Annotated in this window: 20 protein-coding genes; 18 read left to right on the plus strand and 2 right to left on the minus strand. The window is 43.6% G+C overall.

The window, feature by feature from the left end; translation table 11 throughout:
- The first annotated feature begins 3 nt into the window (after nucleotides 1–3).
- From HA050_RS11490 to HA050_RS11515, 6 genes are all read left to right on the plus strand, one after another.
- Nucleotides 4–255, plus strand: coding sequence for a hypothetical protein (locus tag HA050_RS11490; RefSeq protein ID WP_166826044.1), 252 nt, complete (start codon nucleotides 4–6; stop codon nucleotides 253–255).
- Complete coding sequence (locus tag HA050_RS11495) at nucleotides 252–1,187, plus strand: type IV secretion system protein (RefSeq protein WP_166826047.1); 936 nt, start codon at nucleotides 252–254, stop codon at nucleotides 1,185–1,187. Before HA050_RS11490 ends, HA050_RS11495 begins: the two co-directional genes overlap by 4 nt.
- Nucleotides 1,188–1,228: 41 nt before the next feature.
- Nucleotides 1,229–2,113 (plus strand): hypothetical protein, encoded by an 885-nt coding sequence (locus HA050_RS11500; RefSeq protein ID WP_166826049.1) that lies wholly within the window; start codon nucleotides 1,229–1,231, stop codon nucleotides 2,111–2,113.
- A gap of 88 nt (nucleotides 2,114–2,201) precedes the next feature.
- Nucleotides 2,202–2,957, plus strand: a complete 756-nt coding sequence (locus tag HA050_RS11505; RefSeq protein WP_166826052.1) for a hypothetical protein — start codon at nucleotides 2,202–2,204, stop codon at nucleotides 2,955–2,957.
- Nucleotides 2,958–3,073: 116 nt separating this feature from the next.
- On the plus strand, nucleotides 3,074–4,777 hold the full coding sequence (locus HA050_RS11510) for an ATP-dependent helicase (RefSeq protein ID WP_166826054.1): 1,704 nt from the start codon (nucleotides 3,074–3,076) through the stop codon (nucleotides 4,775–4,777).
- A gap of 868 nt (nucleotides 4,778–5,645) precedes the next feature.
- On the plus strand, nucleotides 5,646–5,963 hold the full coding sequence (locus tag HA050_RS11515) for a DUF5710 domain-containing protein (RefSeq protein ID WP_166826057.1): 318 nt from the start codon (nucleotides 5,646–5,648) through the stop codon (nucleotides 5,961–5,963).
- 445 nt (nucleotides 5,964–6,408) lie between these two features.
- Here HA050_RS11515 and HA050_RS11520 read toward each other — a convergent pair whose 3' ends face one another.
- Both HA050_RS11520 and HA050_RS11525 read right to left on the minus strand, forming a co-directional pair.
- Complete coding sequence (locus HA050_RS11520; RefSeq protein ID WP_166826059.1) at nucleotides 6,409–8,625, minus strand: S8 family peptidase; 2,217 nt, start codon at nucleotides 8,623–8,625, stop codon at nucleotides 6,409–6,411.
- Complete coding sequence (locus HA050_RS11525) at nucleotides 8,622–9,788, minus strand: AAA family ATPase (RefSeq protein WP_205836413.1); 1,167 nt, start codon at nucleotides 9,786–9,788, stop codon at nucleotides 8,622–8,624. Before HA050_RS11525 ends, HA050_RS11520 begins: the two co-directional genes overlap by 4 nt.
- Nucleotides 9,789–10,336: 548 nt before the next feature.
- Between HA050_RS11525 and HA050_RS11530 the strand changes: the two genes are divergently transcribed.
- The 12 genes from HA050_RS11530 to HA050_RS11585 all read left to right on the plus strand — a co-directional run bounded on the left by HA050_RS11530 (nucleotide 10,337) and on the right by HA050_RS11585 (nucleotide 24,062).
- Nucleotides 10,337–11,074, plus strand: a complete 738-nt coding sequence (locus HA050_RS11530) for a VirB8 family type IV secretion system protein (RefSeq protein ID WP_166826062.1) — start codon at nucleotides 10,337–10,339, stop codon at nucleotides 11,072–11,074.
- 4 nt (nucleotides 11,075–11,078) lie between these two features.
- The gene (locus tag HA050_RS11535; RefSeq protein WP_166826066.1) at nucleotides 11,079–11,879 is read left to right on the plus strand and encodes a TrbG/VirB9 family P-type conjugative transfer protein; all 801 of its coding nucleotides are present in this window, start codon (nucleotides 11,079–11,081) and stop codon (nucleotides 11,877–11,879) included.
- The gene (locus tag HA050_RS11540; RefSeq protein ID WP_166826068.1) at nucleotides 11,879–13,240 is read left to right on the plus strand and encodes a TraB/TrbI/VirB10 family type IV secretion system protein; all 1,362 of its coding nucleotides are present in this window, start codon (nucleotides 11,879–11,881) and stop codon (nucleotides 13,238–13,240) included. Before HA050_RS11535 ends, HA050_RS11540 begins: the two co-directional genes overlap by 1 nt.
- 2 nt (nucleotides 13,241–13,242) lie before the next feature.
- Nucleotides 13,243–14,049 carry a lytic transglycosylase domain-containing protein gene (locus tag HA050_RS11545; protein ID WP_166826071.1) on the plus strand — a complete coding sequence of 269 codons (807 nt, stop codon included), beginning with the start codon at nucleotides 13,243–13,245 and terminating at the stop codon, nucleotides 14,047–14,049.
- Nucleotides 14,049–14,903, plus strand: a complete 855-nt coding sequence (locus tag HA050_RS11550; RefSeq protein WP_115226472.1) for a TrbG/VirB9 family P-type conjugative transfer protein — start codon at nucleotides 14,049–14,051, stop codon at nucleotides 14,901–14,903. Before HA050_RS11545 ends, HA050_RS11550 begins: the two co-directional genes overlap by 1 nt.
- 21 nt (nucleotides 14,904–14,924) lie before the next feature.
- Nucleotides 14,925–16,637: a secretin GspD/PilQ domain-containing protein gene (locus HA050_RS11555; protein WP_166826073.1), complete on the plus strand. Its 1,713-nt coding sequence runs from the start codon at nucleotides 14,925–14,927 to the stop codon at nucleotides 16,635–16,637.
- 4 nt (nucleotides 16,638–16,641) lie between these two features.
- On the plus strand, nucleotides 16,642–18,276 hold the full coding sequence (locus HA050_RS11560) for a type 4b pilus protein PilO2 (protein ID WP_166826076.1): 1,635 nt from the start codon (nucleotides 16,642–16,644) through the stop codon (nucleotides 18,274–18,276).
- Between the two features lie 2 nt (nucleotides 18,277–18,278).
- A complete protein-coding gene (locus tag HA050_RS11565; RefSeq protein ID WP_166826078.1) occupies nucleotides 18,279–18,893 on the plus strand; it encodes a hypothetical protein in 615 nt (204 codons plus the stop codon).
- A 20-nt stretch (nucleotides 18,894–18,913) separates the two neighbouring features.
- Nucleotides 18,914–20,797 carry a GspE/PulE family protein gene (locus HA050_RS11570; protein ID WP_166826081.1) on the plus strand — a complete coding sequence of 628 codons (1,884 nt, stop codon included), beginning with the start codon at nucleotides 18,914–18,916 and terminating at the stop codon, nucleotides 20,795–20,797.
- A gap of 8 nt (nucleotides 20,798–20,805) precedes the next feature.
- Nucleotides 20,806–21,849, plus strand: a complete 1,044-nt coding sequence (locus HA050_RS11575; protein WP_166826083.1) for a type II secretion system F family protein — start codon at nucleotides 20,806–20,808, stop codon at nucleotides 21,847–21,849.
- A gap of 46 nt (nucleotides 21,850–21,895) precedes the next feature.
- Nucleotides 21,896–22,432 carry a type 4 pilus major pilin gene (locus tag HA050_RS11580; RefSeq protein ID WP_166826426.1) on the plus strand — a complete coding sequence of 179 codons (537 nt, stop codon included), beginning with the start codon at nucleotides 21,896–21,898 and terminating at the stop codon, nucleotides 22,430–22,432.
- Between the two features lie 91 nt (nucleotides 22,433–22,523).
- Entirely contained in the window at nucleotides 22,524–24,062 is a 1,539-nt protein-coding gene (locus HA050_RS11585) for a pilus assembly FimT family protein (RefSeq protein ID WP_166826086.1), read from the plus strand.
- Nucleotides 24,063–24,127 lie beyond the last annotated feature (65 nt).

A 24,127-nucleotide genomic window follows, 5' to 3' on the forward strand; every position in this document is an offset into this window, starting at 1 on the left:
GTCGTGATTAAAAAATTTATGATTCGTCGCTTTAAAATAAGTAGCTCTGAATTTGAAGAAATAAAAATATTAGCAAACATTAAAGATAAAAACGAAAGAACACTTGCTCTATCTGTTCATGAAGTAAAAAGTAAAAATTTCAAGCTTGCTTATATTTTTTACTCCATATTCACAAGGCATAAAAACCTTGTTGTTTTTGGAACGCTTATTATTTTATTGCAACTATATATTTTTATAAAAAGAGTGTTTTTATGACAACTGGTGCAATGGATTACGCTGCGATACTTAAGCAATTAAGCCTTTCAATTATCAGTGAATCAGAGAAATTCTCTACTGTATTTATTTTAAATGGACAAGAATTTTTGGCCATCCTTTTATTTTCTGTGATCGTATTTAATGCCCTTGAAATTGCATTGGGTGGTGGGATGGATGCATTTGTTGAGTTGATTGTCACTGTAATACAGGCATGCGTTGTTTTATCACTCATTATGAATTATCAGTCCGCTGTAATTGATAGTATCACTTCCATATTTAACGGCCTGCAACTTGCCGCGACCGGGGGGCAAAGTGGCGATGCAGCAATGGAATCTATTGTTAATTTATTAACATCAACATCTGGAAAACTATATGTGCAGCTACTTGATAACACCAAAAACAGCCTTCTTTCATGGAAATCACTCATTCCAGGTGTTGCTGCTGCTCACATGCAGGAAGGACTTGTTGGGTTATTGTATATAACCATTGCATCGATATTACTTATGCTCTCCGCAATTGTTGTGATGTGGTATTGGACATTAGGATCCTTATTGCTAGGAATTTCACTGGCATTCGGTCCATTAATGATTCCATCAATTATTCATGAACGTGTCAGTTTTATATTTGATGGTTGGTTTAAATATACTATTGGAGCAGGATTCCTAAAATTAGTTGCTATTGTTGTTATTACAATAACAGCAAACGTATTAATTTCAATGCAATCTCATTTGGAAATAAACATCACGAATGGTGATGCATTGCCAATTCAAGCATCCATGACCGCTGTACTGCTAGCACTTACGGTTTTATTCCTTTGCATGCAAATACCTGACATTGCATCCGGTTTATTAAGCGGTGCAACAAAAGGAGCAAAAGGCTCTCTTCCAGGCGCAGGCCTGGCAAAAAACGTATTAAAGAGCGTAAAGCTCTAATTTAGTAAACATAACCAATAGCTCAACCCAAGGAGACTGAAATGAACTCGAATGAAAACTTAAATCCAGAATTAGGCACTGAAGATGCTCCTCTTTCAGCAGAAAACCAGCTAATCGAAGAATCTAATGCGAGCCCGGTAAGCACAGCTGCAGATGCCACCACACCTGAAAACAATGCCGCTACGGTGATGAGCCGAGCACAGCAGAAGGAAGTAAGGGCGCTGGAGCGCCGAAGACAGGGGAAGGTAAGAGCAGAACGACTTGCCGAAACAAACACGACTATTCGTGAAAATTGGTTAAGCCGAATCAAAGGCGCTGTTGGCCGCATGCAAAGAGATTTGCCCAGTCAGCCTCTCCAACACTTATTCAACCAAACATTCTACGTAAACTCCAAAAATGTTTTTTTCATTGGAACATATGGCCCGGCTATTTTACCGGCAAAAGATATCGAACTGGTCGTATCCATCATCAATGGCTGGATTGATGAGTTTGAAATTGAAATTACCAACCTACACGCCCCTATCAAAAAGCTCCTCGAAACTCTTCGTAGCAAGCAGGTAGACAGCGTGTCAAAAGCCGACCGGCTAATTGAAGTTTCGTATCCAAGCGAAGATTCAGAAGAAGTGATCATCACCAGCCCGATGGCCACAGCTTACCTTCGGTTGTTATGGCGAATCGAAGAGTATCTTTTTGATTTAAATGTCTTAATGTTGAATCGTTTTAAAACTCAAAAAGAGTATAACCAGTCATTTTATAAAACAAAAATAAAATTAAGAAAGTTATCCATTGATATTCGGAAGCAAGCAATAAGCGTACAGCAGAAGTACACTGCTCAGCAAAAACATAATAAAGAGCTATTAGACATTGCTGCGGATCTTGATCCGCAAAAAAATGCCGAACCAGATTTGGAATTAAGCGAAGCCTAATTTAAACGAAAGTGATTGTTCATAACTTATTGAACAATCACTTCAATCTTTAAAAAAATCCTGTTGATAACATAGAGTGTTAGCGATCATGAACCTAAAAAATATTGTAGAAATATTTAAATATAATTATTCTTATATTAAGGCCTGCAGTATTTTAGGCATCCTAACCCTTCCCTATGGTTTATATATCGGCCTCAGCCTAAGCCATCTCACCGTATGGTTAAGTTATTTATTATTATTTTCATCTGGAGGGTTAATACTCAATAACGCAATAAAAACACGAATTTCTAATTTAAGAAAACGTATTGAAACTAGCTCCCCTGTTTCATGGGACGTAGCCCTCAACAACGTAAAAATTGGTGAAATTAGTGATGAAAAATATGCCTATATTTGTTTAAAAACCTCAACTGACAAAAAGATATATATTGCTCAATTTTTAAATGCTCTTTGGGTTTGGTTATTAAAAATTAACGATTTTATTTTTACTATACCTGTCGCTATTTTTTGGATGTTATTCATATTCGCTATATTTGAACCGGATACTTTGCTAAACATATTCTCCAATTTTAGTAAGGAATCTTTAGCATTCCAACCTTATAGTCACTTTGCGAATCTGTGCTATAGCTGGTTAGTTTTATATATGACTTTTACTGGCATAACCATATTTCTTGGCCATCAGCCTAGAGGCTTCATTAATCATTTTTCGAATCAAAAAAATAAATCAATTCGAGAATACTTAGGCATAGCCGCTGAAGGAACTCTTATATTAAGGAGTTTTAGCTATACCGAAACTAATGCTGATTCTCAGTCAGGCGTTTATTCAGAAATTCGGTTTAGTCATTAAGAAATTAACACAGATTTACTTATTGTTTTGAACTTCACTTCACCAGTGGCTAAAGAGCAGCCAATTATATTGGCTGCTCAGCGCTTCTTAGTTTTATTATAGCGACCAAACTCATCATGCTAAATATCAACCAAGAACAAGCTATTCATTCATCAGGTAATTTGGCGGTTTTTGCATGCCCTGGGTCAGGAAAAACACGAACGCTAATTGAAAAGGCAGCACACTTAATTAGCCCAGATCATGATGATCGCATTCTCATCGTTACTTTCACAAAGAAGGCAGCAGGCGAAATCAAAGAGCGGATTAATAAAAAAATCGGCCCTCTTTCATCACGCATATCTGTTGGCACATTTCACTCAGTATGCAAACAACAACTTGAAAAGGGGCTTAATAAGAAATTTAATTTGGTAACTGGCAGTAAATTAATAGCATTAGTCAAAAGGGCAATGAAACAAGCCGATTTTGAAGGCAAGGCCGATGATGCTCTGCAAAAAATTGATGCTGCTAAATGCAGCATTACTGCCCCAACGGATGCTGCCATAAATGATTTGTTTGAAGCTTACCAAGAGTTGCTGCGACGTGATGGCAAGCATGATATGCACGACCTCATTTTAGATGCCGTGGCTGAAATGAAAGCAGGCCGACTCCGGCCATTTGGGCATAAATGGATTTTTGTTGACGAATTTCAGGATACTGATCACGTTCAATTCGAATGGTTAAAACTGCATAGAAACCCTAGCCGTTCTATCACGGTTGTCGGGGATGATGACCAGTGCATCTACGGCTGGCGCAATGCTCTGGGGTTTCAAGGTATGGAGCGCTTCGTTAACGAGTTTCAAGCTGAAGTTGTCACACTTGGTATAAATTATCGGTCTTATAGAGAGATCGTATTCCCATCGGCTTGCCTCATTAATCTTAACCAGGACAGGATGCTAAAGGCTCTTGACCCGGCAAGGGGAAGAGGCGGACGTATTGCATGCAATCGGTTTTCGACAGATCAAGATGAGGCTGAAGCTTTAGCAAATGCAGCCACCCAAGCCCCTTCTGAATGGGCCGTCTTGGCTCGAACAAATATGGCGCTTGATGTTATTGAGTTAGAGCTTACTGCCCGCCAGATCCCTTATACACGCCACGGCGGGAGTGGCGTTTGGTCCAAGCTTGCAACGCAAGTTTTACTAGATCTATTGCAAAGTATTTCACGGCAATCTAACGGAGGATATGACTCTCTACTTCACTGGATGGGGGTTCCTGAGCATGAGCTATCTCAACTACATCAGCATGGCCAGGTTAGCTACGTTGGTGCCAGCTATCCAGATGGTGATGCCATAAGTGCCTCAACGAAGAAGACAATAAATAATCTGGCCATTAAGTTTCTCGATTGGCAAAATCTAGCCAAAAACAAGCGGGAAGAATTACTGCTTATTGGGGTATCTGAATTTCTAATGCCTGCAGCCAGTACTTGGGATAAAGAAATACTCGCTCGAGCAATCTCGGTGCTACAGCGCTTGAAAGGTTCAATATCACAGCGGATCGCCCTCGTTCAGCGAAAACAAGAAGAAGATATTGAAGGAGTCGGACTTTTCACAATGCATGCAAGCAAAGGGTTAGAGTTTCCCAATGTCTGGATCATTCGAGCAGAAGAAGAAGTTATCCCTAGCGAAAGATCTCCAGAAAGCGAAGAGCGACGACTCATGTACGTCGCAATGACACGAGCTCAGAATAGGCTTGTTATTTCCGCAACATCACTAAATAAGCCTAGTCGGTTTATTTCAGAAGCAGGCCTTTCCATGCCCAAAGTCGGCTCCCCAATTAATCTCTAACTATCAATTTCTCCCGGATACAGTAGGGCTAATTTTTAACTACTGAAAACCAGCTCTGGTAGCAGAACAATGCACCTACCTAAGCTGGTTTTTATATCTATATCGATTGTCTTTCACCTGCCCTCTCCTTTCCTTTGGCTAAATCGCTCAATTCCTAAATAAAATATAATGCGTCTTATCCATATACGACATTTTCATTAAACAACTTGCAGATGAAACTCCAGGAAAATTTAAACGTTCCTTAGAATATCCTCTCGCATGTAGCACATCCGTTTTTCAATGCATAACTATCGGCACAGCGCCCTACCTTATAAAATACTACGTCATTACTACGTATATCAATAATCACTAAAGAAGGGATTCCTGTTAATTACTACGTAAAGTTAACGTAGTAATTAACAGGCAGTGCCTTAAGCTTCTTCATTTGCAATGATAAATTTCGATATAAAATACTGGACACTTTGCAAATCCTATTGAATAATCAAGATTCATCAGCTTTTATCGTAATGACACGCGAACTGAACGTGAGCTAAAACGCAGTACCATTAGCCCTTTTAGGCTTAACCCATTCGTATTCAAACGAAATTGATGTACTCCACACAAGCTTTACCTTAAAAAAGGACGCCGCATAGCGTCCTTTTTTATTATCAAATCTTAAGATATTTTGGTTTATGTCTTGCAAGAATATTGCACGGCAAATCAGATATTCAATTTTTATTAATTAACCACATAAAAATCATGAAATGGTGACGCCAAGTGGCGTCATTTTTTTGTGCCTTTTATGCAGCCTTTCATTCAGGAAACAACATTTTTCACCCAAGCGGGCCCCCCCGCTTGGTGGGGCTCCGCTCACCACGGAGCTTTTAAAATGCGCAGTCATAATCAATCCAATGCCTATGCCAGTACCATGCGTAAAAATGGCCATGGTCAGGCGGCTACACAATTTCTTGCCTCAGAACACAAACGACATTTACAAAACTCGCTTGTCTCCGGCGTCGCTTACAAAACCTACATTGATGTCCCATACGTAGATAAAGAGCAAGCAAAAGCATTTGGTGCTCAAGCAGAAAAAATTGGAGCGCAATGGCGCTGGTTTATTCCTGCTTGGAAGCCATTAAAAAACTTTATTAAATGGATGAAACCTGAAGCCGTCGAGTCATTTTCGCGGAATGGCATTTCAATCTAAATCACATGAGCCTCCTTCATTTTATGAATGGAGGCTCATTTTTATTAAGTTTTACCCTATTTACCCACACAAAAATCCAGAGGGTTTTGCCAACAAATACTGCCAGTCCAAGCCGGTGGTGAGCCACTGCCATTCATGCGCATCCGAGGTAAAAGCTCACGATCGCTACGCGGCCAAATAAACCGGCCTTGATGCAATCGTCGCGGTGCCAACCACGCCCGCACCAACACAGCACAGCACAGCACAGCACAGCACAGCACAGAAGTTTAATGCGATTACTGGCACGACTCCAAAAGGCATACCTTGCACCGCTTCTGTAAATCCCCCATAAATTCTCCTGCTTGATAAAAACCTCAGCATGACGAAAAAAAGAGGCATTTAGATGAGAAGGCTGGACGCTTACATTAAAAATACACAATTGCATTTTTAAGACCAGCAACTACGACTAAACACGTATCGGCAGAGATACTTGCGGCTGAATTGGCACTAATGTTTGTGCATAAGCACGCAAAATCTCATTGTAAAGTTCAGCATGCTTGGGGGCCTCCACAGTAATGATCAATGCATAGCGGATTTTCTCTGCGCCATTGGCTTTGTGTCCTGATTCCCGTGCATTGTAATGAATATCGAAAACTGGATTTTTCAGGCTACTTCCACGCATGCTCTTCGAACCATGCAGTACTGTCTCCCACTTCCCCATATCTGAACGACGCTCTTCTTCAGTCGCATATTGCTTCATATCAAAGAAGCCTTTGGTGTCAGCGTTAGCCTTACCCTCTTTAATTTTCTCATCATTGGGGCGAAATACCGTCTCTAATCCAGCTCGCGTATAAGCCGCTGCATCTTGAGGATCAGTTGGTGACGCATAACAAAAAGTTGCTTTTAGACGAATATTGCCGTTCAACCCACCCTCTGGTAGCGGCAGCGATGCTCGTAGGTATTTGCCAGGCTTTAACTCACCTTGATAAACAATCCGAGCGACCCCGGAAGGGCAAGTGATAATAGTCATCAAATCTTCTGGCACCTTACCCCAACCCACTTCTAATTTGTCGTGTTCCTGTGCGTCTGCAGCATGAACAAGTAGAGCCTTGATAGCAAGGGGCGATAATTCTGAACCCAAAATGGCACGAATTCCGACTGCGCTGCGCAAAAGGTATGGGGATGCAAAACTAGTGCCAAGTTGAGGAGAAAGCGTTGCTTTCTTTCCCGGCGAAAGCACGTGAAAATACTTACTCGCATCACCACCAAAGGCCATTAGATCCGGCTTAACGACACCAGGACTTCTACCTGGTCCGACAGCACTGTATGGCGCTCGAGCCCAGTTAGCATCAGTATTATTAGCCGCCCCTACCGCCAAGGCATTAACACAATCTGAAGGAACTTGTACCCGTGCATTACCAGAAGCACGATCCAAATGACCATTGTTACCAATGGCTACCGTCATTAACGTATCGCCATCGCTCAGTAAATCATCAATAACTGATGTCCAAGCATGCACATCTGTATCTTCAATAGGTAAGTCAGGCCCAAGACTAAGGTTGATGAACTGGTACTGCCGTGAAAGCAAGACCTGCTCAACAAAACCTAAAGTTCGGTAAAGTTCCAATGGATCTTCTGAATCAGCATCCTTATCAAGAACTCTCAGATGATCTACATATGCAAATGGTCGCGCTGCAGTGCCATTCGGTTCTATCGGGCCAAATAAAAATGCGGAACTGACAGCTAGACCATGCTCTAAACCTGCGGGGTCATCTTGAGCATCTTCATCAAGAACACGATATGAACGCAGCCAAGGACCAATCGCATGTTGTTTCGGCAAACCACCATCAAGTATCGCAACCTTAGGCTCAGACGAAAGCGGTTGTTCTTTGGGTAGATTACACGTAACCGAAACTTCGCCAGTCCGTCGAACGGGCCGCATGCCACGTAGTTTAGGAACAGGCCGAATAACACGCACAAATACAAACTCTGCGAGCTTTTCTATTTCGTCTCGTTTACCCTCAACAGGCACAAACCACAGGCTGCCAGCAGTAAAACCAAGATCGCCATAAACTTTAACGCTTAATTCCTTCGCATATTTCACAAATGCTTGCTGAATAAATAGTCGATTTCCATCGGGCAGTAAATGAAGGCCAACTTCAAAGAAAGCTCCCTTCCCGCCACCACAGTTAATGAGTCGTTGTTGTGGCGTAAAAGCTGAAAACTGTTCTATGCGAGCCAGATCCAATGCCTCATCAGATTCTGATTCGATTTGCAAAACCCAGTCCTGAAGATGGCGAAAAGCTTGTCGCTTACCCGCAACAAATAGTTCGGTCGTTGTGCATTCCTGAGGTATCCCTTTTTTAGTCCACCCACCAGGGGTCACCTTAACTGTACGGCTACCAACGGACTCTAAACCAACAGTGCGCAGCATTGATGCAGGAAAAAATGATCGAGCAATGTAGCTTGGATTCATCATTAGTCGAGCAACACCAAAATCACTAGGGCAAGCCTGTTGCGGTAGTTCATCGAGCAAAGAAGCAGTAGCTGAGAATTGAGGCGTCAATCGTTGCACGGCTTGCGCAAGAGTATAAACCTCTGCTTTACCAGGCATCCGCTTTGGACCTTTAATATCGTGGGTCAGTAATTCGCCGCGTCCTATCAGAAAATTAGTTAGACTCATGCGTCAGGCTTCCTTTTCGATGACTGCTTGTTAGTTAAGGTTTGCTCAGTTGTATACTTTCGAATCGTATCGCGGCTCACCCCCGTGATATCCGAAATAGCATGCTGTGAAAGCCGAGTCTGCTTTGCCAGCAACACCGCTAAATCAATCCGCTCTTGGCGCTCTAGGATTAGTGCGCGTGATTTAACAAACTCTTCAATTAAATCTGCGTCAGAGGCTGTACCAAGCGCGATAGCGCGCCTGAAACGCTGAAGATCCCGTTCTATATCACTGAATGATTCACCATTAAAAACAAAGGTCAGGATATCGATCCAACGGGCAAACATCGCAAAGTCCTGCCCCAGAAAACGTTTAATTGCCTGCTTAACTGCTTGCATTTCTGGTGTCTTAAAGTTAATAACCAGATCAAAGCGCCGCCATAATGCGGGATCAATCAACTCCGCATGATTGGTCGCGGCCAGAAGTAAACCAGTTGCAGGCCATTCATCGACCTCCTGCAAAATAACAGTAACTAGACGTTTTAATTCACCAATATCTGTATCGTCGCTACGACGCTTCGCGATAGCGTCAATTTCGTCCAATAACAATACGCACGGAGTTCGTTTTGCAAAATCCAGAGCAGCTCGCAGATTATTTCCACTGCGCCCAAGCAAGCTACTCATAACGGCAGTGAGATCCAAAATATACAACGGCACACCCAATTGTGAGGCCAACCAACGCGCAGTTAATGTTTTACCCACACCTGGTGGGCCTACAAAGATTGCAGACCTTGTTGGATTTAGCCCCAATGATGCTAAACGCTCCACTTGATGCCGCTCTTGGATCAATTGACTCAATTTTTCTTCAAGGTCGAGTGAGAGTAATGGTTGCTCTCGATTGGTTTCATCCTTAAAGACTTTAAGCAGCGACAATCTAGATTCATCATCAACAGGAAGATCCTGTGTTGACACGGCTTTTTGCATCACCTTACGCATTGGTGGGCTTGAGCGAGGCGTCTTTGCTCGTAGATATAAATCCATCTGCTCCGCTAATTCAGGATAAGTATTGCGATATTTTCGCACCAGCCGCGCAACGAAGAGGCGCACATCTTCAGTTTGCTCGGCAAGTGCAAGCCTAATCAACTGGGCTAAATCCAACTGAATGTCATTTAGATCGTCCATCATTTTCGTAACTCATTGATTATCATGCTATTTGTAATAGTAAAAAACGGAATAAATATATTTTCTCATGTTTTTGCTACAGTGTGAAGCACAATAACAGAACATCCGTTCTATACCTTCAAATAGTGAGCACAAAAACACTTCAGTTGGCTCAAACCTGTGGCTTGCTTGCGAGAGATTACTGTGCGATTTGCGTACTACACTATGTAGGAGTTGCCTTTATGCTTATTTGAGAACTAGCAGCTCCATATGAGGAATTTTCCCAGGGAACCTCTGCACGAATCAAAAAACCCAGATTGGCTCGCAATGAAATCAATTACTTACAACGGGTGATTGCGCGAGAAAAGTATTTGTGCAGAGGCTCCCTAGGTCTAAATGGAGTGCTTTAAGTATGTTTTTTTATAAATCCTATTTCAGAAATTAATAACCAAAAAAACCACTCTTTGAGTGGTTTTTTTTCATCTAAATACTCCATTTTCTTTAGGTTTTGGATGCCTAAGTACTACCAAAATCTGCTGACTTATCAAACGTCTTCATTCTAAAAATATGACATGCTAACGCCATCCATAAGCCTTCTAAGCGCCATGTTTAAAAAACCCAAAACAGATGATGAAATAGCGTTTCGCAATCATCCAGATCCAGTAGAAAAAGATCATTCGACGAATCCAACACTCGATTTGATTGCAAATCTAAAAACGACGAATCGCAGACAGTTTATTGGCTTATGCATTTCAGGGTTAATTGTTACAACAATGGCGCTGGCGCTGAATGGGCTAACACCGCTCAAAACGACTGAGCTTTATGTAGCCAATGTTGATTCTAAAAAAGGGACCGTTTCCGTTAGCGAGGTTAGCGCACAGAAGTATGTACCTGGAGAGAACGAAAAAATCCACCTGATGAATGCGTGGGTAACGGATGCAATGACCATTGATCCCGTTTTGAGCGAGGCCGAATACCTACCTCGCGCATACAAAAAAGTCAGAGGTAAGGCAATTGATGAGTTTCAAGATTTTCTTAAAAAACAAAAAATTGCTGAAATTCTAAAAACATTGCCAAACCTAACAAGAGAAGTTGAGGACGTAAATGTGTTTTTTCATAAAAGTGAAAAAATAGCATTCGTTCGATTTGCTACGCGAATCAGGGACAGTCGCAATCAGCCGATTGTAAATCACTGGCTATTGACTGCTCATTATGAAATTGAAGCGCCGAAAACAAAGAAAGAAATTTTCGACAATGCAATTGGCATGTTCATTACCCATTTTGAATTTGTTGATGACCCAGAGACATAACTCAATGAAAAAATTTTTACTGGCCACCGCCATTGCGACCCTTCCACTGCTTACTGCTAGTTACGCCTATGCGGAAGCAAAACCAAATAGCTTCTCAGCGGATCCTCGGCTGATTGTGTATCAGTTCGATAAAAATAATAGCTATACCGTGATTTCTGCTCCAAACCGCGTTACCAACATTCAACTTAGCCCAGATGAAACACTCGAAATGTTAATTCTAGGCGACACGGTACAGTGGATCCCCGCCAATACAGACACACAAGTTTTTTTGAAGCCAACAAAGGCTGGTCTAAGTACATCAGGCCAACTCGTAACGAGCAAACGCACCTATCAGCTGCATTTGAAATCAGTAGAGGATTCTCAAACATGGTTTCAGCGTGTTAGCTGGAATTACCCAGAACTGATCGCCTACCAGCGACAAGTCTCTGCGGCAAAAACTCAGGCAAATGAGCTGGAATCAAGCCGAATTGAGCAACCCATCGTCGAGCGCAATATCGATATTGAGACGTTGAATTTTAATTACGACGTTAATGGCGATGCAGATTTCAAGCCTTCACAAATTTTTGATGATGGCAAATCAACTTGGATTAAATTTTCACCACGCATGCAAGAGCTGCCTGCCATGTTTATGGTCGATAGCGATGATCGGGCCGTGCTCGTCGATTACACGCAGCGAGCTGACTATTACGTTTTAAATCGCTTGGTTGAACGCGCACTGCTCAAACTCGGCTCACAGGAAGTCAAAATTGAACGAGGAGAACGTGGCGAGTCAAGACGCGTAGCTCCACGGATGAGGAGCCGGTAATGTCCGCTAACATCCAAAATGATCTTGATGAAAAAAGCCTCATGGAGGGGAAAATTTCACGAAAAATCCCCCACATCATTATCGGCTTAATTTTAGGTGGCCTATTCGTTGTTCTCGCCATAGAAATTTTTCACGGAAATAGTAAAAGCCTGTCTCAAGTTGAAAAAGAAAAACGCGTTGCCGCACGCAAGGCCGAAGCGAAGGACAACGTTCGCCCCAATCTTCAGCTGAAGGCGGAAGAACAGAAGATAGAGAAGAAACAGACCTTAGATGAGCTATTAGCAGCCGCAAACACCCCCAATGCGAGCGGCGTGAGCGCAGAACGAAGATCACCTTCTCCATATGCAGCAAATGGTGAGTTTGACGCGACGGGCAGCATCCCAACCAAAGGAGGGGGTAGCTCTCTCGGTCTAGTTTCAGGCACAGAAGATGCTGCTGAATACGAGAAGAAAAAACAACAAGTTCAGGTTGATTTACGGAAATCACCATTAATTTCAATTGCGGCTAAATCGTCAGCCTCAGGTGGTGATGCAGATACTCTTTCGGATACTGAGCTAAAAATTAAATTGCTTAAGCAACAACAGGCGGCAACAACCCCAGCTGGCGGTGCCATTCAAAATAGTGCGCTGAATGATCGGTTAGCACTTCTACAAAAAGGTGCGGGGGCTGGCGAAAGCAAAGTAGAAGGCGGTAACAATGAAAACCTTGCTCAATTCGTTGAACATGCGAACAAAAGCAGCCGCAAAGGGGCCATTGTTGCTGAGGGTCCGGGTGATCCTAACACTATTTACCAAGGATCCATCGTCCGGGCAGTGACACGACAACGTATTGACTGCCAGCAACCAACCTCAATTACTGCCCATATAACACGAGATGTTTACGACACCGTGCGCAATCAACGCGTTCTCATTCCCGCTGGATCACGGGTAGTGGGTATCTGCAATGCCAATATTGATCAGGCAAGTACTCGCGTAGCCGTGGCATTTGAACGAATCATTTTTCCTAACGGTGCAGATATTCGTCTTGGCGGCATGACGGCTGCTGATGCTGAGGGTGTTGGCGGCTTAACAGGCGATGTAGATGACCATTTCTGGACTCAGTTTAGAGCGGCATTTGCGATCTCGTTAATTCAGGTTGGCACAGATGTTATTTCAAATAAAAACAGCAATGGGAATGGCTCAAGCAGCAATAGCCAAATAGTAATGAATAGCGCAGGAGCAACATTAGGCGATGTAGCAAAGCGCAGCATGGATAGGTACACCAAGATGGCCCCTACCATCGCAGTTCCTGCGGGTGAAACATTTCTAATTCAGATTAAGAGAGACATCGTAGTTCCCAATAGCGTTTTTAGAAAATCTTAATTATGCATTACCAGTTACTCGCTACGGCCCTTTTATTCCCTGTTTTTGCATTTGCAGCGCCACTGCAAATTGCCGTTTCAGGCGGGAATATTGAGATCGCTAATGTTCGTCGCCTGCTTTGCAATGATCAAAACACCGTGAGTTATTTGCAAGCAATGGCCGATAAAAACGAATTAAAGCTAATTAAAGCCAATGGCGGTTACGACATTTGGGCCACGAATCAAACAGGGGCAATCAATGTTGGGGAAATGCTGGTTAAAAACGGATTGATTGGAGCCAGTGATAATCGATACGCCAGTTTTGAAGATGATGCAGTGGCAGAACGAAAAGGCATATGGGGTACAGCCTGCGTAGGAAAGCTGACCCCATTTGAAGCCACAGCCAGGCGGGCAGGCATAGAGCCAGCGGTCTTGTTTGCACTAGCCCAAAACGAATCCGGTATCAATGGGCGGCCATGGCCTTGGACACTCAATGCAAATGGTAAGGCCAGGTATTTCCGCAGTAGAGAGGATGCATTCCGGGCGGCTGAATCACTCATAAAAAACGGAAACGAAAACTTTGATATCGGAACGATGCAGGTGCACTGGGCCTATCACAAACAGCGCTTTGGCAACTCAACTTGGAGAGCATTACAACCCTCAACAAATGTTTCAGTTGCAGCACAGATTTTGCGAGAAAACTACCGAAGTACCGGAAACATGAATGAGGCCATTCGGCGCTACCACAGCAAAAATCCGAATAAAAACCAGCCTTATTTCAACAAATTTATAACTCATTATCGTTCGGCTAGGTCCGAAGGGAGCATTTAGTGAAAAAGGCGACATTCGCGGCCAGCATCATGGCCATTCTGTTTGCAAGCATGGCGACGGCTGCAGATATTAGTAACTACGAATTTAATTACAGCGTTAATGGCTCGCGCTTTGCAAAACCTAGCCAGGTTTTCAATGACGGGGGGAAAACATTTTTTCAATTTCGCGACCCCTCTCAAATAACGATCGCAACAGTTGATAGCGAAGGTAAAACTGTTCCGCTCACAGCTCAACTAATGAAGCCGTATCTGGTTGTGGATGGTGTCTACCCCGCCTATGAGGTTCAAACCACTGGTGGAGAACAGTCCACGGTTCGTTACTCCGGTACACGCGTAAATATCCGGGCGCTGGCCAGTACAAACACAGCAACACAAAAAACAGCAATTACCTCGCAACCTTCAAATCAGGTGGTCGGAACGCAATCACCTGAAATGATGCTCGCAAAAATTGACTCGCAATTAGCTGAAATACGGGCCAAGAAAGCCGGAATTGAGGCACAGGAGTTGCAGGCAAATGTTGATCTTTTGGCGGCAAAAGAAGCCCTCATCCTGCAAGTTTCATCGAAGGCAGCTCCCAGAAAATCTGCAGCAGATAAACCTGCTGAATGTTGGAAAGTGGGTCAAACAGACCGGCTAGCAAGCACGGTTATATCAAATTGGTCACGTCAGGCGGGCTGGCAAGAACCCATCTGGGAATACCCAACAGATGTTGCCCTCGATGGTAATGCTGAATTTTGCGGTGAGTTTGAAAGCGTCATTACCCAGTTCATGGACGCGATCAATCCCCAGCAAAAAATCCGAGTCCGCCTTTACGCAGAAAACAAAGCCATTCGCGTTTTCTCTGCCGCTAATTAATTGCCATAGGCCCCAAAGCTCATGTTTAAAAAATCAACTATTTCTGCCCTTGTCGCCCTTTCTCTTACTGCATGCTCAACAATGAATGTTGAGCAAAAGCGCGTCGAAAGCTCAAAACAAATTGAGCAGGCAAAATCAGCATTAATAGCTAGGGAGACGCTAAACAGTCGCCCTACTGTTGAACGGGTAAATGGCTCTTATCTTGGCAGCCGGACTGTTCCATTGTCACGAGAGGCATCGCTTCCAGCCGTATTTGCAAAGCCATTTCAACACCCGGTCAGGCTAGTGTCTGAAGGGAGAATTAACCTCACCACAGCTGCAGAAATTATTCATAGCGCAACCGGCATTGTGACGGAGATTTCTCCTGATGTTTATGTCAAAAACAGTACGCTTCCCAATGGGGACGGAAAAGATACAGGTATCTCCGCCGCAAATACGGCCAGTGACTTAGAAGCCAATATCACCTTGGATTGGAAAGGCTCCCTTGCTGGTTTCCTGGACTCAGCAACGGCGAGGCTGGGGATTGCCTGGGAATTCAAAGATAATCGGCTGCAGTTTTTCCGATATAAAACGACGACTTATGAAGTTAAATCGCTGGCTGGTATTAAAGAGGTCCAGTCAGAATTTAACTCAAGCGGGAATGTGGCCACATCCTCTGCGAAAGGCGGAAGCGGCGGTAATAGCGTCATTAATGTTCAGCAAAAAAGTAGCGCCAAGCTCGATTTTTGGGGCGCATTAAACTCTGAAATTAAGGCTTACCTGACTGCTGGCGGCCGCGTCAGTATGAACGAGGCGGTGGGCACTGTTACGGTCACAGATACCCCTGTTGTTCATCGTCAAATCGCTCAAGTCCTATCTGAACAAAACCGTCGTATTTCACGAACTGTTTATTTCCGAATTGATTTAATTAACGTAACCGCTCGCGATGGCGTCGAGTTGGGCCTGAGTCTGGATGCCATTTATAACGATGGATTTAATTCATTCAAACTCAAATCACCAAGCGGCCTGAACTCCACATCAGTCGGCTCACTTTCTGGTGCAATCATGGCTCCAGTCTCTTCCAATGGCGTTGTCACTCCGGGATCAGATAGCCCTTGGGCCGGTTCTTCAGTGGTCATAAACGCACTGAAGCAAGTTGCAAACGTCGAGGTTAAATCGACCATGACGGCCACTACGATCAATAACAGCCCAGTGCCATTTACGATGGCCACAACACAAAGTTATGTCGATTCAGTTGGCTCGTCATCAGCTCAGGGCTCAGGCTCTACCCAAGTGACGGTCGATCAAAAGCAGGTCACAACAGGCATCTTTATGCAGCTGCTCCCTCGCCTGCTCGACAATAACAAAATGCTACTGAGCTACACCGTCGATACCTCCGTGTTACAGGGCTGGGAAAGCACTCCTACCGCGGTTGCTACGCTGAAATCACCTATCGTCCCACGACGGGCTACCTCACAAACCGTCAACATCAATGTGGGAGAAACAGTCGTTCTTTCTGCGATGAACAACCTCACATTAAACCGTGATGCAAAGATCACCTTTGGTGGCAGTTACGCCAATACAGCGGCGGAAGAAAATCTATTGATTTTAATTACGCCTGTGCTCGTGGATAACGATGCAGCACTGGAACCAGGCAAGTACTTCAAAGCCGATTCATTAATGGCTTTAAACCAATTGCTACCACAAGTCATTGCCTCGATGAGCCCTGCCCGAAAACTGAAACGGTTAGGGTGATCATATGGCGAGCATAGTTGAATACCAGGGTAGCAACTTAGCGATCGGTTTAGTCTGGTTGCCACTAGACATTGATCCCGCAAAAAGCAAAAAACAACGCAAGGAACAATTAAGCAGCACCAACTCACTATTTTGCGCTGAAATTAAAACCCCTTTTCCAATGCTGGGATTTGCAGGTGGACGGAAAAAGAAATCTGACCTTGCAATTAAAAGCTGCTTTGCAGGAGCGCTGTGGCTAACAGAACTGGCTCAGGGCCGGGATGCGATTATTGTACTGCCCTTGGCAGAAGACCAATTGTGGGTGTGTGCCACCGCGCAAGGCGTGCCGGTCGAAGGCTCTGATTTTGTATACAGTGCCGCGTCCATTGACAAGGCCAATGCGTTCATCGCTGAGTTGCACGCAAAATTTCCGACCGCGACGCTATTTTCTGCCGGTGGAATGATCTATGAACTCACTAGCGTGTATGGGGTTGAGGTTGTTGACGTTCATCCCCTCGCCTCCCCCTCGTCATTTTCATTAATGAAGCGATTGGGTAAGCCAGCTTATTTCAATGCACTGCTTTCCATCATCGGAGTTTCACTTGTTTGCGGAGCAGGATTTGGCTACTACCTCTACGAAAAAGAAGTAGAAGAACAAGAGCGCATCCAAGCTGAAATAGCCGCCGCTGCTGCAAAAAAAGCGGCTGCCAAGCTGCCCACAGCAGAAGAGCAATACACCGCATCTTTCGTTACTCAATTTAACGCTAAACGCTTTATAACAGCCAAAGACTTTAATGAGCTCGTTACATCGCTTGCAAGTCATTTACCTGAACAAAACAATGGTTGGCTACCTAACGACTTAAAGTGCTCAAACTTCGGTTGTACCGCTCGTTATGAGCGACAAGTCTACAGCAAACCCTTTGGTGCTATTGAGGATGCAACGGCAACTGTCAATGATCTAGATTATGCAGATGTTGCGATGAACTTTACACACCCCAATGCCGCGACACTGCCCCTTAACTTATCACCTGATCAGTTGCTTCAGTTCTTTGAAGCCAATCGAAATGAAACACTTCGTGCTTTGCAGGGAGCAAAAGACAATGGCTGCTCAGCATTGATCCAATTAAACCAACCCGTTTGGCCCGACGTCGCAACACCAAGACCAGCCAGCGCAGTTGCTGGTGCAGCCTCCCCTTCTGCAAGCAAGATAAAGGTGGCCAGTCACGCCTGGAACATTCAGTGCCCTGCGTACCTAAAAGATAGTTTTTTTCACTTTCCAAAAAATTTGTTTGCTACTGCAATTGACTGGGACCTGAAGGATGCTAAGGAAGCAAAATTCGCAGCTAAAGGGGTTTGGTTTGAAGCGTCAGGTGAAATCACCAGCAAAAAACTAAGTGCCCTTACACCTACTACGGCATCTGCAATGACCACTCAGTCGCTGGCCATGATGCAAGTACTGCCACCCCAGCAACCAGTTACGCAAGCAGCCTCAAATGCCGCAGCAGCTCTATTGCCTGCAAAAAATCCTGCAAGCAGCAGCTCGGCCCCCAAAAAACCAGCTCCTTCAGCGTCATTGATTACGACACAGAAGCCTGAGGCTAAAAAAGTCACTCCAGCCGATGAGCTGTTAAACAGCCTTACTCCTCCAAAAGGGAAATAAAAATGCGCAGCAAAACACTCATTGCATCGCTTCTTCTGCTCACTGGCATTACTCATGCGGGCGTTGATTTAGATGCTATCGCCAATAAGGGCGCGGAATTACGTTTGAAGCAGCTCGATGAAGCGATCAAAAAGGCTGAGAACAATTCAATTTCAGCTCCTGCATTAAATGTGCAACCTAATTCAGTATCACCGACACCATTTAACCCATTAATGGGTACGACCGCCTTAGCAACCGATGAATTAAAACTCCTCGTCATTTACGGGGTCGGCAAAGATTTAATGGCCAAAATTGCAATCGGTGACCGTGGCATTCTTCCTATCCGTGTTGGCTCTAAATTCGAAACTTGGACAGTCAGCGCTATTAACGATAACGAAGTTATTTTAGAAAAATCGCTTAATACAAAAAGTACAAAGAAAGCAAAAAAATCCAGAAAATCGACTGCCAATACAAATAGAACCATAACCAAAAAATTAACAATGTATGCCAATGGCACAAACAACACTTCTATACCTGCAGTTCCTGTAACAGAAATAAATACTGCGCCTCGAGCTGTTACGGATTCCAATCCATTTGCAGTTAAGCCATTTATTGGTTTAAGCAACAATGCTCGATAAGTAAATATAAAGGTTGCCACATGTCTATTATTTCACTGTTTATGTCCACTCTTTTTCCATCAAAAAAGGTTAAGGAAGAAAGCAATAAAGTAACAAATATTGCACCTCGTCCATCGATTCAATCCAGCTGGCTGGAAAAAGTAATTGCAGATATAAACGAAATAAATTTGGATGGGCGTGAACCAGAAGCGATCGCATTAAGCGAATTTTCGCGCTGTGCCATGTTGCGTAATTTATCTGCCAACGATATTTTTATTTTCAAAACAAAAAGCGCCCCTGTTGTGTTGTTTTCTATTGCATTTGCTCAGGTAAAGCGTGGCGAGGTCATGGCTATTAAACGCTGGCTAGATGAAGAATCTGGATTAAATACCCCATTTCAGCCCTACGTAGTATCCAGCCCGGTTCTAGCATCAATCTCAAATCTGCTAGATAAGGGCGCAATTTCCGCTACAGGAAAATTGGACTCTGAAATCGTTGAGGAGTTTTTAGGAATAGTCCAATCTGCGGCAGAAAAAAATGCATCTGATATTCATTTTTGTGTGCGCGAACCGAATATGGATTTCAAAAAAGGAGGAGATAATTCCGTTGGCCTGCTATTTCGTCTGGATGGGCGTTTAGTTAGACAATCACGTACATTAAGCTACGGCCATACCACCAATATGATTCGGGCTATTTATGGTGAATCTGAAAGTGGTGCAAATGATAAATCAAGCTTCTCCCCCAGTGGATCTAAAAGAACTTCAATTATTGTCTCAGTAGAAGTAAATGGCGTATTTCAAAAAATACAACTCCGCTTTCAATCCATCGAAGCTGCGGGAGGCTACGACGTCATTATGCGATTGTTGTGGCAATCCGGCGGAAAAATTAAAAAGGGAAAATCCCTTACATCGGACCTAATTCAACTTGGGTATTTGCCAGAGCAAGCGGAACTCATTGCGCTCTCGATGAGAAAAACATCAGGCGGCTTGGTTTTTTGTGGTCCTACCGGCGCAGGTAAAACAACTACGCTTTATTCTGCCCTCACGCATATGGCCACGCCAGGCGTGATGATTCGCACAGCAGAAGATCCGGTCGAAGTGAAGCTTTTTGGTGTGAGTCAGCATCAAGTTACACCAAAAGAAGATCAGACCACAGGGAAGATGGAAACAAAAGATCAAGCTCTATCGCTCTTGATCGAAGCCTTCCTGCGTGCAGATCCAGATATTTGTATGGTGTCTGAAATTCGCGGAGCGGATACAGCCGGGGGCTTTGAAGCCTTAGTTTCAACTGGCCACCTGACGCTCACAACACTCCACACCGAATCAGCAATGGGTGCGTTCTATCGGCTGAATGGTGCCATGATCGGCTTAGATTTACATACACTAACCCAGCCTGACTTCTTATCCCTGATTTGTTTTCAGAAGCTCGTTCGATCACTTTGCAAGCACTGCAAACTAACCGCAAAACAAGCCATTGCTGAAGGAATCATTGATTCCGACTATATGGAAAATGTTGCCACACTACTTGGCAATCTGACGTCAGATGTGCACTTCAAGAATTCGCACGGTTGTGCCCACTGCTTTGAAGGTGAAAGCGATAGAACGGTCTGCGCCTCCGTATTAATGCCTGACAACACCCTGCTAGAGAAAATCAGTAAACACGATCAAATGGGGGCCTTACGTTATTGGGAGTCCCAAAAGTCCCCTTTATGGGATAGCTCTCAAAATGGCAAAACAGCGCACGAAATTGCACTTTTTAAAATGAGCCAAGGGCTTATTGACCCGCGTGAAGTAGAGCATGAATTTGAACCTAACTTGTTATACATCAGAAAAAAATCAAGTAAGAGCACTCAAGACACTAAGCAATTAATGTCCGATTTAATGGTTACAAAACCAGTTTCCTCTGCCGCTGTAGTCAACAAATAGGGACTTCTATGTCTTTCTCATTATGGGCTTCAAAAGTAAGTTTCAAAGGCAAACGTATTAATGTTCTTAAAGATATGATTGCCGAAATGAAAATGAATATATTAACTCACCAGTATTTCGGGGCAATGAGCGAATTCTATGGAAAAAGCATAAAATCAATTGCATTTGAAGATTTAGAAACAAAACTTCGCCGCAAAGGTGCTCGTGTTTCTGACGCACTCAGCGGTTATTACAGTATTGATGAATTATTGCTAATAGAGGTAGGTGAAAACACCAGCCGTTTAGAAGAAAGTTTAGGCTGGGCAATTAAAGTCAATGAAGCAAGAAAAGCTATTTTTGGATTGATTTCTAAAAGCTTAGTGCTTCCTCTATATTTCATTATCATCAGTATTGTTGGGCTAGGGATATTGGCGACAGCCATAGCACCGAGCCTGATGGAGGCTGGAATTAAAGAAGACAGAATGGGAATTACAACACGTTTTTCTCTTTTTTGTCTTCACACGCTAGAAAATCATCCCTATAGCATGCTATTCGTCATTATCTCTCTTTTAGCCGCAAGTATTTGGTCAATGAGTAATTGGCGCGGAAAAACACGAGCGGTGGCTGAAAAGTTTATGCCGCATTACATGATTTATCGTCAATTTTGTAGTGTGTATTTCATGATTGTTTTTTCAGCCATGATTCGAGCTCAACTTCCACCAAAGAAAGCAGTACAAATGATTCAAGAAAAAAGCTCACCATATCTAGCTGATCATATGGCAAAAATGGCTAAAAATTTTGGGGATGGCCTGTCTTTAGCTGAGTCTATTAGCACTGGATTGATGCCTAAAGATTTAATAGCGCGAATTGATCGCTATGACAAAAACAAAAAGGCAGAACAGTTTATATCTGAACTGGGAGATGAAGGATTTGAGCAAATGCTAGATTCTATTCGCAGTACCCTTAAGCCAATTACAACAATGCTAATTTTAATCAGTGGCTCGGTAATTATTGGTGTGGCTTTTGACTTTGCTGGAATGTTCTCCGCTCTTAAATCTGGAATTGGTGTTTGACTTTTTATTATTTTTTTTAAATGTAACATCTCAACTAGGAAGAAAAATGAAATATTTCAACAAGAAACAAACAGGTTACACACTCATTGAAATTATGATTGCTATGGTCATTATTTCTATTATTGTTGGCGGACTGATCATGGGTTTCAAAATGCTTAAATCAGGAGCCAACGTTGATCGAGAAGCCAAAAAAGTATCTTTAATTCAGGCCAGCCTCGTTAAATACACAACAAACAACGTTGATACACAGGGCATTGATACCACTACCGTCATTAATTTGAAATCAGTTCCTGACGAAACAATTTTAGGTGGCAACAAAATTACAAATCGGTTTGGTGGGGAAACGACAATTGCTCCCGATACTTTAACTAATGCAAATGATGCCATTAACATCACCAATAATGGAATGAATAAAGAGCAATGCATTGAGTATGGAAAGACGGGCGGGGCCTCCTATGAAGTGATTAAAGCGAATGGCACAACCGTTAAAGCACGAACAGAAACAAAGGTAAACGAAACCATCAATGCAGCCTGCGTTGTTGGTACAACTAATTCTGTTTCCTTTATTTTTGGCAAAGGTTAATTAAAGCCTGAGTGACATTTGTCTGCGCTGCACTACGTGATGAATAGCTAACCCTATTCATCACGTACTTTGCTCTAGGAGGAGTAAAAATATGAAAAAAATACAAAGCAAGCAGCGGGGATATTTGCTGCTCGAAATGATGATTGTTATGACCATCACGGCCATTATCTTAGGTGGATTTATCCATAGTAGCGCACAAGAACGCAAGCAGCGGCGAGTTGATACCTACGCCCAGCAATTAAAAAACCTCGGCAATACCATTGAAGGGCAATACCTCACCAAAGTATATGCGTTGCTGCAATCTGGAGCCCCTGTGCCAGGCTTTGCTAATCCCAGCAACCCATCAATTGCTGAACTTAAAGCCGCCCACTACTTACCTGTTGATTTTCCTGAAAAAGGCAAAATGGGCGGAAATTTTGTCATTGAAATGACGCTTGTTCCTGCGGGCTGCACTCCCCCGGCCTGCGATGTACAAATGATCGTTCGGGGTTCTGAACCCGTGTATCACCAAGGCACCACCGACCCCGATCCAGCCCGTGCGGCATCCGCTGCGCATGATGGAGGCGCTGATTTTGGGTTTTCTCGTTTAGACACAAAGAACTTGATTACCGGCACGGCTGGTGACTGGCGCATTAACAACCCCATTAATAAGCCAGGCATGCTTGCTTTCCGCCGTGGCTATATGTCATCTGGCTGGGGGCAGTTCGTGCGCACCGATGGCAGCACACCGATTAATGGCAACCAAGTCATTAATGGCAACGCCTCTATTAATGGCAACACCACCCTCACTGGCCGAACTGATATCAACGGCAATACCACTGATGCCAATGGCAACATCCTCATCAGAGGTATGACCAAGATGGAAATGGATATGGAGGTTCAAGGTGCAATTAAAGGTTGGAATACCATTAGCGCAGAGACACTTAAGGCATACAAAGACATTCTCGCTGGTGGTCAATTCAACGGAAATGGTGGTGGGCTGAACAACATTCAGTACGCCAATAAAGCAGGTGAAGCGGCATGGGCCAATAAAGCGGGTGATGCTGATCGAGCAGCATGGGCGGATAAAGCAGGTTGGATTGATTGTAAAAACGTCGATAGAACGGACTCTGGCAATGCTTGCAAAAACGTACCACCAAATACAACTTCTCCACCCTCTCCTAATTACACCGAACAAGCCATTTCATCTGGCTCTATCCCTGTAGCAGGTGATCCTGTTTATAGTAGCTGGACAATTAAAGTTGGCCAAGGCGGTGGTGGGTGGCACTGGGTTACTTACTCAGGGTATGTAACCCAGTGGATTTTTAATGGCGGCGGGAATAAATGCACCAATGTCAATGGTGATCCCGCATGCAATGTGGGTGGATTGTTTGCCGACCCAGGTGGTGCTTTCTCTGGAGGTTATTTCACCTCTTGCCAGATTAAATTTAATGGCGACACCAACATTCTTCATGGCGGACCAACAATGAACGCAGGCGACTCCAAAACAATTAATGGCCGATTACATTATAAATGGAACATTTATATTGACACGAATGAACTCACTTTATATGGTGCGGGAGGATCGTACAATAACCCACCTTATGCAGGCAGGTCCGCAATTGATTATGTTTGCTATGGAATGGTATAAAACCATATTTGTTTAATTCCTATTGTTTAAATAGGTAAAAGAAAACCGCACAAAAGTGCGGTTTT

The organism is Iodobacter violaceini, from assembly GCF_011601265.1.
Classification (GTDB): Bacteria; Pseudomonadota; Gammaproteobacteria; order Burkholderiales; family Chitinibacteraceae; genus Iodobacter; species Iodobacter violaceini.